This window comes from Neobacillus sp. KR4-4 (genome assembly GCF_042136325.1).
Lineage (GTDB): Bacteria > Bacillota > Bacilli > Bacillales > Cytobacillaceae > Neobacillus.
Map to the genome: position 1 here is coordinate 38,631 of NZ_JBHHJU010000036.1, position 13,589 is coordinate 52,219.

Annotated in this window: 13 protein-coding genes and 1 rRNA gene; all 14 read left to right on the forward strand. The window is 39.9% G+C overall.

Annotated features, from left to right (window positions below; translation table 11 throughout):
- The first annotated feature begins 177 nt into the window (after positions 1-177).
- Positions 178-1,563: a tRNA lysidine(34) synthetase TilS gene (gene tilS / locus ACE198_RS25070; protein ID WP_375377445.1), complete on the forward strand. Its 1,386-nt coding sequence runs from the start codon at positions 178-180 to the stop codon at positions 1,561-1,563.
- A gap of 24 nt (positions 1,564-1,587) precedes the next feature.
- A complete protein-coding gene (gene hpt / locus ACE198_RS25075) occupies positions 1,588-2,133 on the forward strand; it encodes a hypoxanthine phosphoribosyltransferase (RefSeq protein ID WP_098576778.1) in 546 nt (181 codons plus the stop codon).
- A 117-nt stretch (positions 2,134-2,250) separates the two neighbouring features.
- Positions 2,251-4,185 (forward strand): ATP-dependent zinc metalloprotease FtsH, encoded by a 1,935-nt coding sequence (gene ftsH / locus ACE198_RS25080; protein WP_098576779.1) that lies wholly within the window; start codon positions 2,251-2,253, stop codon positions 4,183-4,185.
- 412 nt (positions 4,186-4,597) lie between these two features.
- On the forward strand, positions 4,598-5,377 hold the full coding sequence (locus tag ACE198_RS25085; protein ID WP_375377446.1) for a type III pantothenate kinase: 780 nt from the start codon (positions 4,598-4,600) through the stop codon (positions 5,375-5,377).
- A gap of 21 nt (positions 5,378-5,398) precedes the next feature.
- Positions 5,399-6,277, forward strand: coding sequence for an Hsp33 family molecular chaperone HslO (gene hslO, locus ACE198_RS25090; RefSeq protein ID WP_375377447.1), 879 nt, complete (start codon positions 5,399-5,401; stop codon positions 6,275-6,277).
- A gap of 35 nt (positions 6,278-6,312) precedes the next feature.
- Positions 6,313-7,206 carry a peptidyl-prolyl cis-trans isomerase gene (locus ACE198_RS25095; RefSeq protein WP_375377448.1) on the forward strand — a complete coding sequence of 298 codons (894 nt, stop codon included), beginning with the start codon at positions 6,313-6,315 and terminating at the stop codon, positions 7,204-7,206.
- Between the two features lie 159 nt (positions 7,207-7,365).
- Positions 7,366-8,295: a cysteine synthase A gene (gene cysK, locus ACE198_RS25100; protein ID WP_375377449.1), complete on the forward strand. Its 930-nt coding sequence runs from the start codon at positions 7,366-7,368 to the stop codon at positions 8,293-8,295.
- A gap of 107 nt (positions 8,296-8,402) precedes the next feature.
- The gene (gene folP, locus ACE198_RS25105; protein WP_098576784.1) at positions 8,403-9,245 is read left to right on the forward strand and encodes a dihydropteroate synthase; all 843 of its coding nucleotides are present in this window, start codon (positions 8,403-8,405) and stop codon (positions 9,243-9,245) included.
- Positions 9,238-9,597 carry a dihydroneopterin aldolase gene (gene folB, locus ACE198_RS25110; protein WP_098576785.1) on the forward strand — a complete coding sequence of 120 codons (360 nt, stop codon included), beginning with the start codon at positions 9,238-9,240 and terminating at the stop codon, positions 9,595-9,597. The genes folP and folB overlap by 8 nt, the downstream gene beginning before the upstream one ends.
- A gap of 2 nt (positions 9,598-9,599) precedes the next feature.
- Positions 9,600-10,127 carry a 2-amino-4-hydroxy-6-hydroxymethyldihydropteridine diphosphokinase gene (gene folK, locus ACE198_RS25115; RefSeq protein ID WP_098576786.1) on the forward strand — a complete coding sequence of 176 codons (528 nt, stop codon included), beginning with the start codon at positions 9,600-9,602 and terminating at the stop codon, positions 10,125-10,127.
- Positions 10,079-10,285 (forward strand): helix-turn-helix domain-containing protein, encoded by a 207-nt coding sequence (locus ACE198_RS25120; protein WP_098576787.1) that lies wholly within the window; start codon positions 10,079-10,081, stop codon positions 10,283-10,285. Before folK ends, ACE198_RS25120 begins: the two co-directional genes overlap by 49 nt.
- 75 nt (positions 10,286-10,360) lie before the next feature.
- Positions 10,361-11,362 (forward strand): tRNA dihydrouridine synthase DusB, encoded by a 1,002-nt coding sequence (dusB, locus tag ACE198_RS25125; protein ID WP_251463069.1) that lies wholly within the window; start codon positions 10,361-10,363, stop codon positions 11,360-11,362.
- A gap of 191 nt (positions 11,363-11,553) precedes the next feature.
- Complete coding sequence (gene lysS, locus ACE198_RS25130; protein ID WP_098576789.1) at positions 11,554-13,038, forward strand: lysine--tRNA ligase; 1,485 nt, start codon at positions 11,554-11,556, stop codon at positions 13,036-13,038.
- A gap of 347 nt (positions 13,039-13,385) precedes the next feature.
- Positions 13,386-13,589: ribosomal RNA gene (locus ACE198_RS25135) — 16S ribosomal RNA — on the forward strand; the annotation flags it as partial.

The window sequence follows — 13,589 nt, forward strand, 5'->3', positions numbered from 1 at the left end:
TATTATGAAGTCATTCGTATAACATTTAATACATGAAAATTTCCATAAATGAATAGGAAATATTTCTAGGCTATTTGTAATATCAATGCTTTGATACTTTATTCTTAAAAGTGGTAGACTAATGTTATTCTTACTATTTAAAGTTCTAAACATTGTTTTAAGGAAGAGTGCAATATTATGTTGGAAACAAAGGTCAAGACCTTTCTTCATCACCAGGCATTTAGTTTAACATCAAAAAAAATTGTCATTGGTGTTTCAGGAGGTCCGGATTCGTTAGCGCTGCTGCACTATTTGCTTTCGGAAAAGGAGAAGCAAAATATGCTCCTTGTTGTTGCCCATGTAGACCATATGTTTCGTGGTCAAGAGTCCTATGAGGATGCGATTTTTGTTCAAAAATTTTGTGAACAAAATAGCCTGCCTTTTGAAATGACTCGGGTCAATGTTCCGAAAATCATCGAATTAACGGGTAAGAGTTCGCAAATTGCGGCACGCGATGCGAGATATGAGTTTTTTTTAGAAATTATGGAAAAGTATCAGTATCCATTTTTAGCGCTGGCACATCACGGCGATGATCAAATGGAAACAATGTTAATGAGAGTAACAAGGGGCAGTACGGGGCTTGCTCGTGCAGGCATTCCATTTATCCGCCCATTTTACAGCGGTACCATTTTTCGTCCGTTCTTAGGGTTGGAAAGAGCTGACATAGAGGATTACTGTCAAAGGCATCATCTTAGCCCAAGAATAGATCCAAGTAATGAAAAAGGAATTTATAGCAGAAATCGGTTTCGTAAAGAAGTGATTCCCTTTTTAAAAAAGGAAAACCCGCATGTCCATGAACATTTTCAACGGTTTAGTGAAGAATTAACCACCGATGAAATCTTCCTTCAGGAATTAACTGTTCAACAAATGAATACAGTAATGACAAAAAAGGAAGAGTGCAAAATTACCATTGACATTCACCGGTTTCGTGAAGTGCCTTTACCTTTACAAAGGAGAGGGATTCAACTAATATTAAACTATCTTTACAAAGAAAAACCAACATCTTTATCCGCTGTACATATCGATCAAGTATTTTTGTTAATTCAGCATCCTCTGCCATCAGGTAAGCTTGATTTTCCTAATGGTTTAAAAGTTATCCGTTCCTATTACTCCCTTACATTCCAATTTCAATCGAATGAGGTACCATCATATCATTTTGAATTGAGAGAACCGGGTGTGATTAACTTGCCGAATGGCGGGGAAATTAATTGCAGATATGTAACGGAGAAAATTCTGGATGCAGATGTAAACACGGCTTTGTTTAGTGTCGGCACGATAAAGTGGCCAGTTATTATTCGTTCTAGAAAAATTGGCGATCGAATGACGATCAAGGGATTGAATGGTTCCAAAAAATTAAAGTCCATATTTATTGATCAAAAAGTACCAATGCAGGAACGAAATATGTGGCCAGTATTAACTGACAAAGAAGGTAATATTATTTGGCTGCCAGGTTTAAAAAAGTCTTCATTTGATGGTATAGATTGCAAAGCTAAACAATATATACTATTCACATATCAAAAGTAGGGATCTTCTAGGAGGCACATTTAGATGAAACAGGACATTGAAAAAGTATTAGTATCAGAGGAAGAGATTCAAGATAAAATCAGGAGTCTAGCTGCACAATTAACGGAAGAGTACCAAGATAAATTCCCGCTTGCTATTGGGGTGTTAAAAGGTGCGATGCCGTTTATGGGTGATTTATTAAAACGGATGGATTGCTATCTAGAAATGGATTTTATGGATGTATCGAGCTACGGAACCGGACTTGTTTCTTCGGGTGAAGTAAAAATTATTAAGGATTTAGATACATCTGTAGAAGGAAGAGACATCCTTATTATCGAAGATATTATCGATAGCGGTTTAACGCTTAGCTATTTGGTTGATTTGTTTAAATATCGGAAAGCAAAATCCATTAAGATTGTCACACTGCTTGATAAACCAACAGGCAGAAAAAGCGCAATTCAAGCGGATTATGTAGGTTTTATTGTGCCAGATGAATTTGTTGTCGGTTATGGCTTGGATTATATAGAAAAATATCGAAACCTTCCATACATTGGCGTATTAAAACCTGAAGTATACACAAATGATCTCTAAGCATCCTTACCGTTAACTTGGAGGTAGTAAGCCCTATCAAAGTGTAATTTCTTGAATTTGTAAGATTTTCTATGATACCATTTACTATAGTTTGTCTATCGCGGGAGGAGGTAAGAGATGAATCGGATTTTCCGTAATACCATCTTTTATTTATTGATATTTTTAGTCATTATTGGTGTGGTAAGTTTCTTTAATGGAAGTAACGAGTCGACAAATCATATTTCATATGATAAGTTTGTTGCCCAACTAGAAAGCGGCGATGTAAAATCGTTCTCAATGCAGCCTGAACGCGGAGTTTATGAAGTCCGTGGTGAGTTAGATTCGAAGAAAAAATTCATAACGTATGTACCAAACAGTGAAGAAATAATTAACAAAATTAATAAAGCTGATTCAAAAGTGGAAGTAATGCCTGCGAAGGAAACAAGCGGATGGGTGACTTTCTTTACATCGATTATTCCGTTTGTGATTATTTTTATTTTATTCTTCTTCTTATTAAACCAAGCTCAAGGCGGCGGCAGCCGTGTTATGAACTTTGGTAAATCCAAAGCGAAGCTTTATAACGATGATAAGAAAAAAGTGCGTTTTAGAGATGTAGCTGGTGCTGATGAAGAAAAGGCAGAATTGGTGGAAGTGGTTGAATTTTTAAAGGATCCACGAAAATTTGCTGAATTAGGAGCCCGCATTCCAAAAGGGGTTCTCCTTGTCGGACCTCCAGGTACTGGTAAAACATTGCTTGCTCGTGCTACTGCGGGTGAAGCAGGTGTACCGTTCTTCTCGATTAGTGGTTCTGATTTCGTTGAAATGTTTGTAGGGGTCGGGGCTTCCCGTGTCCGTGATTTATTCGAAAATGCAAAGAAAAATGCACCATGTATTATCTTTATTGATGAAATTGATGCCGTTGGACGTCAGCGTGGCGCAGGCCTAGGCGGCGGACATGATGAACGTGAACAAACCTTGAACCAATTGCTTGTTGAAATGGACGGATTTGGGGCAAATGAAGGAATTATCATTATTGCTGCTACCAACCGTGCTGATATTCTAGATCCTGCGTTATTACGTCCAGGTCGTTTTGACCGGCAAATTACTGTCGACCGTCCGGATGTTGTTGGACGTGAAGCAGTCCTTAAAGTCCATGCACGTAATAAACCATTAGATGACTCTGTTAACTTGAAAAATATTGCGATGCGTACACCAGGATTCTCTGGTGCAGATTTAGAAAACTTATTGAATGAGGCAGCATTAGTTGCAGCCCGAAGCAGTAAGAAGAAAATCGATATGGAAGATATTGATGAAGCAACAGACCGTGTTATTGCTGGACCAGCTAAAAAGAGCCGAGTGATCTCTGAAAAAGAACGTAATATTGTTGCCTTCCATGAGGGCGGCCATACAGTGATTGGTTTAGTGCTCGATGAGGCGGACATGGTCCACAAGGTTACAATTGTACCTCGTGGTCAAGCAGGCGGATATGCTGTCATGCTTCCTAGAGAAGACCGTTACTTTATGACGAAGCCGGAATTACTCGATAAAATTGTTGGTTTATTAGGCGGCCGTGTCGCTGAAGAGATTGTCTTTGGTGAAGTAAGTACAGGGGCGCATAATGACTTCCAACGTGCAACTAGTATCGCTCGTAAGATGGTAACCGAATATGGTATGAGTGATAAACTTGGACCACTTCAGTTTGGTCAAGGTTCAGGCGGTCAAGTATTCTTAGGCCGTGACATTCATAATGAGCAAAATTATTCAGATGCGATTGCGTACGAAATCGACTTGGAAGTTCAACGCATTATTAAAGAATGTTATGAAAGAGCCAGAGTCATTCTCACTGAAAATCGTGATAAACTTGACCTCATTGCGAAAACATTGCTTGAAGTGGAAACACTTGTGGCTGAACAGATTAAATACTTGGTTGACCATGGCCATATGCCAGAGCCTAATCAAGCTTTAGAAGCTGTGAAAATTGGCCCGAAAAAAACAGACGATGTAAAGGTTAATATTAATAAGAAAAAGGATGAACTCGAGCCAGAGAATCCTTCTGATGAATTAGATAAATAATAAATGTGTAAAGAGTGCTTCGTGAGAAGCACTAAGCTGTCGGAAAACTTTCGACAGCTTTTTTTTATCTACTTATACAACTCATAGCGTTAATTTGTTTTTTGAGTTGCTGACATTTATTCCTAAACCTGTTGATTGGAGCGGAAGGTGCGAAGACTCCTGCGGGAGTACGGGGCAGGGGAGACCCCGCAGGAGCGCAGCGACGAGGAGGCTCGCCGGCATGCCCGCGAACCGCACGCACCTGGAGCGCGCAAATCAACAGACCTATCGCAAAGCCAGAAATAAAGAAAAATACTCAATTTTGACAACTTGAGTGATACGTATAAAGCACTCTTTTTTTTCATGATTAATCAAATCTATGGTATTATGTTTTCAGTAAAGAAGAGAATAATCTGAAAAGTGAGTGATAGATTTGATTTTCGTATTTGATGTAGGGAATACTAACATTGTTTTAGGAGTTTACGATGGTGAGGAGCTTAGATATCATTGGCGTGTTGAAACCAATCGAAACCGCACAGAAGATGAGTTTGGAATGAACATTAAAGCTTTGTTCGATCATGCAGGACTCTCTTTTTCAGATATTGACGGCATCATTATTTCTTCAGTCGTTCCACCAATCATGTTTGCGCTCGAAAGAATGTGCCAAAAGTATTTTCACATTAAGCCGTTTGTTGTGGGACCTGGAATCAAAACGGGTCTGAATATTAAATATGATAACCCAAGGGAAGTCGGAGCTGACCGAATCGTCAATGCTGTAGCTGCCATTCATGAGTATGGCAGTCCGCTGATTATCGTCGACTTTGGAACAGCGACGACCTATTGTTATGTGAATGAGGAACGTCAATATATGGGTGGTGCAATAGCTCCAGGAGTGGGTATATCAACTGAGGCGTTGTATTCACGTGCGTCAAAACTGCCTAGGATAGAGATTGCCAGACCTGAAGGGGTAATCGGTAAGAATACAGTAGCGGCAATGCAAGCAGGAATTGTCTATGGGTATGTTGGTCAAGTAGAGGGGATTGTCAAGCGGATGATGGAACAAGGTGAGAAAAGGCCTACCGTTATTGCGACAGGCGGTTTAGCGAATTTAATTGCTCAAGAGTCCACCATTATTGATATTGTTGATCCATTTTTAACTTTAAAAGGTTTACAGCTTATCTATAAAAGAAACATAGGACAACCTAAGGAATAACAGCTAGAAAGGGGTTTATCAATGAAGGATTATCTTGTTAAAGCACTTGCGTATGATGGTAATATTCGCGCTTTTGCCGTTCGGACGACAGAAACTGTGACCGAGGCACAAAGACGCCATCAGACATGGCGGACAGCTTCTGCTGCATTGGGCAGGACGTTGACTGCAGGAGTCATGATGGGGGCTATGCTCAAGGGTGAGGATAAATTAACGATAAAAATTAATGGGGGCGGCCCGCTAGGACCGATTGTTGTTGATAGTAATGCCAAAGGGGAAGTTCGGGGATATGTAACAAACCCAGAGGTGGATTTTGAATCGAATGAACATGGGAAGCTTGATGTTCGTCGTGCGGTCGGGACAGATGGGATGTTAGCAGTTGTCAAAGATATCGGGCTGCGTGACTTTTTTTCTGGACAAGTTCCGCTTGTATCCGGTGAATTAGGCGAGGATTTTACTTATTATTTTGCTACTTCTGAGCAGGTTCCGTCTTCCGTTGGTGTTGGTGTTTTAGTGAATCCAGATGATACGATTCTTGCAGCAGGCGGATTTATTTTTCAATTAATGCCTAGCACACCGGAGCCGATTATTTCAAAAATGGAGGAACGGTTAAAAACAATTGAGCCGATTTCTAAATTAATTGAACGTGGACTAACACCAGAGCAAATTCTCGAAGAGCTTTTTGGAAAAGATCAGGTAAAGGTGTTAGAAACGATGCCGGTAGGGTTTGTTTGTAATTGCTCTAAGGAACGATTTGCGAATGCTATTGTCGGCTTAGGAGCAGCAGAGATTACGGCGATGATTGAAGAAGATGGTCAGGCTGAGGCACATTGTCATTTTTGCAATGAAAAATACCTTTTTACAAGTGAAGAATTAGAAGAGCTTAAAAAAGAAGCAAAATAACAGATCTTTGCTCTTTTCTGATTGGGGGAGAGAGGTTGGGAAAGAAGCAGCTTTGGATGGTGATTGGGGTCCTAATATTGGTGAATTGCCTAACGATCGCTTTTTCTCTTTCAAAGGCAAATACGGCTGGTGGGACCCTAGGAAATGACGAGACAGTAGCTACAATTGGGAAAAAGTCGATTCTGCGGCAAGATTGGCTTCATGAGCTTGAATCTAGATATGGAAAAGATGTATTAAAGGAAATGGTCGATCAAAAGGTCATTGAGGAAATGGCTGCGAAATACCATATCAACGTATCTAACCAGGATGTCGACCGCGAATTTAGAATGCTGCAATCCACTACGAATTCATTTACTCAGCAGAATAGTAAGGATGAAAAAGGCTGGAAGGAACAAATTCGCAGCAATCTACTATTAGAAGAATTATTAACAAAAGATGTTAAAGTTCCAAGCAGCGAACTAGAAAGATATTATCAAGAAAATAAAGAGCTATTTGATGTACCGCCTGCATTCCATTTATCACATATTGTTCTCCCTACACAGGAAGAGGCAGATAAAGCGGTGCAAGAGTTGAATCAAGGATCTGATTTTTCAACCTTAGCCATGGAACGTTCCATTGAAGAGTTTTCTGCAAATAATGGCGGCGATATTGGGTATATTAGTGAAGGGGATGAGCGTTATCCCGGGCAATATATTGAAGTAGCTAAAGAACTGAAGACAGGTTCCTATAGTATGCCTGTTAAGGTGGAAGAAGGCTATGCGATCTTTAAGCTAGACGGAAAGATCAGTGGGAAGAAATATTCATTTGCAGATGTAAGAGAACAAATCCGCAGGCAAATTGCCCTGGAACAAATGAAATCGCCCGCATCTGCTTCGACCTTTTGGGATGATGCAAAGGTCGAATGGTTCTATGGTCATAAAGAGAACTAAAGCACAGGGTATTAAACTGTGCTTTTTCTTATATATCAAGAGTATAAATGTTTAAATATTGTAAAAATACGCAAACAAAACGATTGACAAACTCAGTATAGAACTGGTAAATTTAATAATATAAATCCAATCAATTTACTCGGAATAGGGGTGCTCTTAATGGTTCGTGTTGCAAATTCAGTTGCCGAATTAGTCGGCCAAACGCCAATTGTTAAATTAAACAGATTAGTAGATGAAAATAGTGCTGAGGTTTATTTAAAACTAGAATATTTTAACCCAAGCAGCAGTGTAAAGGATCGTATCGCTTTATCTATGATTGAAGCGGCAGAAGAGCAAGGGTTAATCAAACCAGGTGTAGATACCATTATTGAGCCTACAAGTGGAAATACTGGTATTGGACTTGCAATGATTGCTGCAGCAAAAGGTTACAAAGCCGTGTTTGTTATGCCTGAAACGATGAGTTTGGAAAGACGGAACCTCCTTCGTGCATATGGAGCAGAACTTGTATTAACACCTGGTCCAGCTGGTATGAAGGGTGCAATTGCTAAGGCAGAGGAGCTTGTTAAGGAACATGGTTATTTCTTGCCGCAGCAATTTAAAAACCAAGCAAATCCTGAAGTTCATAAAAGAACAACAGGTAAAGAAATTGTTGAACAAATGGATCAATTAGATGCATTTGTTTCTGGAATCGGTACAGGAGGAACCATTTCAGGTGCAGGAAGTGTTCTGCGCGAAAACTTCCCTGAAATTAAAATTTATGCGATAGAACCAACAGATTCTCCAGTTCTTTCAGGTGGAGCTCCAGGTCCACATAAACTTCAAGGTCTTGGTGCAGGATTTGTTCCTGAAACTTTAAATACTGACATTTATGATGAAGTAATCCAAGTTGGTACGGAGGAAGCATTTGCAGCGTCAAGACGTGCAGCCAGAGAAGAGGGGATTCTTGGCGGGATTTCTTCAGGCGCAGCGATATACGCAGCCTTAGAAGTTGCTAAGAAATTAGGTAAAGGTAAAAAGGTATTAGCAATTATTCCTGATAATGGCGAGCGTTATTTAAGTACCGTACTTTACCAATACGATGCTGAATAAAAATAGCTAAGAGGCGTCGGCTTTGCCGATGCTTCTTTTTTTGTATTCTAATAAAGATTTCATGTATGATAATAGAAGTATAAAAAGGCTGGATAAGGAGGAAAGGTATGAAAACATCTCATGAACTAATCCAATGTGGACCCTATACCTTGGATAGTAGTAGAAAGACCATTATTATGGGCATTTTAAATGCTACTCCAGATTCCTTTTCGGATGGAGGTAAATTCAACCAGGTTGAAATGGCTGTTAAACGGGCAAAAGAAATGGTAGCAAATGGTGCGGATATTATTGATATCGGCGGGGAATCAACCCGGCCAGGCTTTGCAGCTGTTCCTGCAGAGGAGGAACTCGAGCGGGTGATCCCGATTATTCAGGCAATCTCTGAACAAGTTCAAGTGCCGATTTCGATTGATACCTATAAAGCAGAAGTGGCCAAACAAGCAATAGAAGCTGGTGCTCAAATCATCAATGATGTGTGGGGGGCAAAAGCGGATGAAAAGATGGGACAAGTGGCGGCAGACTACGGTGTTCCGATCGTGCTCATGCATAATCGTAAAGAACGAAATTACAAGGTATTTATGAGAGATGTCATCAATGATCTTTATGAAAGTATAGCCATTGTAAAAAAGGCAGGGGTGAAGGATGAACAGATTATCCTTGACCCGGGTATTGGCTTTGCGAGGGATTATCAAGAAAATCTGCTAACCATGCAGAATTTAGATACGATTGTTAATTTAGGTTATCCAGTATTATTAGGGACTTCTAGAAAGTCGATGATTGGACAAGCATTAGATCTCCCTGTCCATGAAAGAATGGAAGGTACAGGAGCAACCGTTTGTTTCGGAATTCAAAAAGGCTGCCATATAGTCCGTGTTCACGATGTGAAAGAAATGAGCAGAATGGCTAAAATGATGGATGCCCTAATGGGGAAGGGTGAAACCATTGGATAAAATTTATGTCAATAGAATGGAGTTTTACGGCTACCATGGTGTGTTTTCAGAAGAGACTCGGTTAGGGCAGCGTTTTGCAGTGGATTTATCCGTTTCTATTGACTTAAAAAAAGCGGGAGAAACCGATGAACTGGAATACTCAGTGAATTATGCAGAACTCTACCAAGTTTGCAAGACAATCGTGGAGGGTCCTCCTTTTAAATTAGTCGAGGCGGTGGCAGAGCGAATTGCAGCAGGCGTACTGACAGGCTTTCCGCTTATATCAGAAGTAACTGTTACGGTGATTAAACCAGACCCACCGATTCCGGGTCACTACCGGTCTGTTGCAGTAGAAATTACAAGGAGAAGATAAAAGTGGAAAACACAGCATTTATTGCCCTTGGCTCGAATATAGGAAACCGTTATGATAATATAACGAGTGCCATTAAAAGATTAACCAGTAATTCTGGAATTCATTTGGTAAATTACTCCTCTATTTATGAGACAGATCCCATTGGCTATGAGGAACAAGATTTATTTTTGAATATGGTAATTGAGATTCAGACCGCTTTTTCCTCCATGGATCTATTAGATTTATGTTTAGAAATCGAACTAGAACTTGGTAGAAAAAGGGAAATAAGGTGGGGTCCGCGAACAATAGACCTTGACATTCTTACCTATAACCAAGAAAATATTCAAAGCGAGAAGCTCATCCTTCCACATCCCAGGATGTTAGAACGAGCGTTTGTAATTATTCCACTTTTAGAAATCTATCAGGACAAGAAATGTTCGGAGATAAATCAGTTACTTGAATCATCATTAGAAGAATTACCAAATAAAGAAGGAGTCCGAATATGGAAGCGGAAAAATGGGGAAGACGTATTCGAGCCTATCGGAAGTTAAAGGGCTTTACACAAGAGGGTTTTTCGAAGGAACTAGGTGTATCTGTATCAATCCTAGGCGAAATTGAAAGAGGGAATCGACTTCCTGCCAGTGATTTACTGGAAAGGATTGCGGATTCTTTAAAAATCACCATAGATGACTTAACGCCAAAAGATTAATAAACAGGCGCTGGCATAGATCGTATGATAAGTTCAATCCTAAGAATAACTTAAAGAAGGAGGGGAGGTAGTTTCATGTTGAAAATTGGCGATATAGAATTGAAGAATCCAGTTGTCCTTGCTCCGATGGCTGGGGTATGTAACTCGGCATTCCGTTTAACGGTAAAAGAGTTTGGCGCTGGATTAGTTTGCGCAGAGATGGTGAGTGATAAAGGCATCATTCATAAAAATGAAAAGACAATGAATATGCTTTATATCGATGAGCGTGAAAAGCCATTAAGCTTGCAAATCTTTGGCGGAGAGAAAAAAACGCTTGTCGAAGCAGCTAAATTCGTTGATCAGAATACTAATGCAGACATTATTGATATTAATATGGGTTGCCCTGTTCCTAAAATCACCAAATGTGATGCCGGGGCAAAGTGGCTGCTTGACCCTAATAAAATTTACGAGATGGTTTCAGCTGTGGTAGCAGAGGTTGAAAAACCTGTAACTGTAAAAATGAGGATGGGCTGGGATGATGAGCATATTTTTGCTGTGAAAAATGCCCAAGCTGTTGAACGTGCTGGAGGGAAGGCGGTATCCCTGCATGGACGAACACGTGTTCAGATGTATGAGGGCAGTGCTAACTGGGACATCATTCGTGAAGTTAAGCGAAACCTAAATATTCCGTTGATTGGTAATGGTGATGTTCATACACCGGAAGATGCCAAACGTATGCTTGAAGAAACTGGTGCAGACGGGGTAATGATCGGAAGAGCGGCTTTAGGTGATCCTTGGATGATCTACCGTACGGTTCAGTATTTAGAAACTGGTATCTTGATGCCTCAACCATCTGTTAGAGAAAAGATTGATGTATGCATCCTTCATCTAGACCGCTTAATCGCGCTTAAAAGTGAATATGTTGCTGTTCGTGAAATGCGTAAACATGCTGCTTGGTATTTAAAAGGGGTGCCCGGTAACGCCACGGTTCGTAATGCGATCAATGAATGTGATACTAGGAATCAATTAGTAACACTACTAAACGAATTGGTCACAGAAGTCGAAGCAAAAGAACAAAGTCAGTTAATTGTAGGATAAACCTGTCACTTAAAGTGTCTTTCTATACTAAATTGGATGCTGCCAGTGAAAAAACTGGCAGTTTTTATTTTAATAACATCTTTTTTGATGTCTGAAAGTATAAGTTTGTGTAAAATAATAAAGTATGTAGAAAAATGGGATCGCCTTATTAATAGCATTTTACATAATAAAAGATTATTGGAGTTGATTTTATGAGTCAGGAAGATTTGAATGACCAATTAATGGTCAGACGTGAAAAAATGAATACCATGCGTGAAAATGGTCTTGATCCATTCGGGAAACGTTTTGACCGCTCACATAACACAAAGGAATTAGTTGAGCAATATGCAGAATTAGAAAAAGAAGAGATCGAAGCCAAAAATGTTTCCGTTTCTTTAGCGGGTCGGATTATGACGAAGCGTGGAAAAGGAAAAGCAGGCTTTGCGCACCTTCAAGATTTAACAGGTCAAATTCAAGTCTATGTTCGTCAAGATGCAGTCGGTGAGGAGAATTATAAACTATTCGATTCTTCAGACCTAGGAGACATAATTGGTGTATCCGGAACACTATTTAAAACAAAAGTAGGCGAATTATCAGTTAAAGTGGAAAACTTTGTGTTTTTAACAAAGGCGTTACGCCCGCTTCCTGATAAATTTCATGGACTTAAGGATGTTGAACAGCGCTACCGTCAACGGTATTTAGACTTAATTATGAGTCAAGAAAGTAAGGCTACATTTATTTCAAGAAGCCGTATTATTCAATCAATGCGTCGGTATTTAGATGACCACGGCTATTTAGAAGTTGAAACACCAATGATGCATTCCATTGCTGGCGGTGCATCTGCACGTCCATTCATAACACATCACAATGCTTTGGATATGCCATTATTTATGAGGATTGCGATTGAACTGCACTTAAAACGATTGATTGTGGGCGGTTTGGAAAAGGTATATGAAATTGGCCGTGTTTTCCGGAACGAAGGTGTCTCGACTCGTCACAATCCTGAATTTACAATGATTGAACTCTATGAGGCTTATGCGGATTACCGTGATATCATGAGTCTGACAGAGAATCTAATTGCTCATATTGCCCAAGAAGTAGTTGGCTCAACTACGGTTCAATATGGCGATTATGAGGTAGACCTTAAACCTGAGTGGAAAAGACTTCACATGGTAGATGCCATCAAAGAATACACTGGTGCAGACTTTTGGAAAGAGATGAGTGTAGAAGAAGCTCGTGACCTTGCGAAGGAACACGGGGTTGAAATTAATAACAACATGCTTTATGGCCATATTGTTAATGAATTCTTCGAACAAAAGGTAGAGGAGAAATTAATCCAGCCTACTTTTATTTACGGACATCCTGTCGAAATCTCACCACTTGCGAAGAAAAATGATGAGGACCCACGCTTCACAGACCGTTTTGAATTGTTCATTGTTGCTCGTGAACATGCGAATGCATTTACAGAGCTGAATGATCCGATTGATCAAAGAGAACGGTTTGAAGCGCAATTAAAAGAACGTGAACAAGGAAACGACGAAGCTCACATGATGGATGACGACTTCGTTGAAGCATTAGAATATGGTATGCCGCCAACAGGAGGATTAGGAATTGGAATTGACCGTTTAGTTATGCTGCTTACTAATTCTCCATCCATCCGTGACGTACTATTATTCCCGCTTATGCGTCATAAATAATACGTAAAAAAGTGCCATGTTACTGGCACTTTTTTTATATTTATAACGAGGAAGAGTAAGAATATTATTACTTTGAATATTTTAAAGGGAAAATCGTAAAATACTATTGCACCTGTTCTCGAATGGTGGTATATTAATATCTGTTGCTGCGAGACAGACGCAGCGAGAAAAAGAAATTAAAAAAAGTTGTTGACTTTCAGTGAATAACTTGATAAGATTATAAAGTCGCCTTAAGGCGATTGGGTAATTGATCCTTGAAAACTAAACAAACAAAATCGTGCAAACAAACAATTTATTTTAGCTTTTTTTAAGAAGCTAAGCCAACGTAACAAATGAGCTAATCAACTTTCTTGGAGAGTTTGATCCTGGCTCAGGACGAACGCTGGCGGCGTGCCTAATACATGCAAGTCGAGCGAGACTCTTTGGAGTCTAGCGGCGGACGGGTGAGTAACACGTGGGCAACCTGCCTGTAAGACTGGGATAACACCGGGAAACCGGTGCTAATACCGGATAATCCTATTCCTCTCATGAGGAAAAGCTGAAAGTCGGTT

Excerpts from the sequence above, each read along its gene's own strand:
- cysK (WP_375377449.1), top strand. The coding sequence starts at position 7,366 with ATGGTTCGTGTTGCAAATTCAGTTGCCGAATTAGTCGGCCAAACGCCA.
- dusB (WP_251463069.1), top strand. The coding sequence starts at position 10,361 with ATGTTGAAAATTGGCGATATAGAATTGAAGAATCCAGTTGTCCTTGCT.
- lysS (WP_098576789.1), top strand. The coding sequence starts at position 11,554 with ATGAGTCAGGAAGATTTGAATGACCAATTAATGGTCAGACGTGAAAAA.
- ACE198_RS25120 (WP_098576787.1), top strand. The coding sequence starts at position 10,079 with ATGGAAGCGGAAAAATGGGGAAGACGTATTCGAGCCTATCGGAAGTTA.
- folP (WP_098576784.1), top strand. The coding sequence starts at position 8,403 with ATGAAAACATCTCATGAACTAATCCAATGTGGACCCTATACCTTGGAT.
- ftsH (WP_098576779.1), top strand. The coding sequence starts at position 2,251 with ATGAATCGGATTTTCCGTAATACCATCTTTTATTTATTGATATTTTTA.
- hslO (WP_375377447.1), top strand. The coding sequence starts at position 5,399 with ATGAAGGATTATCTTGTTAAAGCACTTGCGTATGATGGTAATATTCGC.
- hpt (WP_098576778.1), top strand. The coding sequence starts at position 1,588 with ATGAAACAGGACATTGAAAAAGTATTAGTATCAGAGGAAGAGATTCAA.
- tilS (WP_375377445.1), top strand. The coding sequence starts at position 178 with ATGTTGGAAACAAAGGTCAAGACCTTTCTTCATCACCAGGCATTTAGT.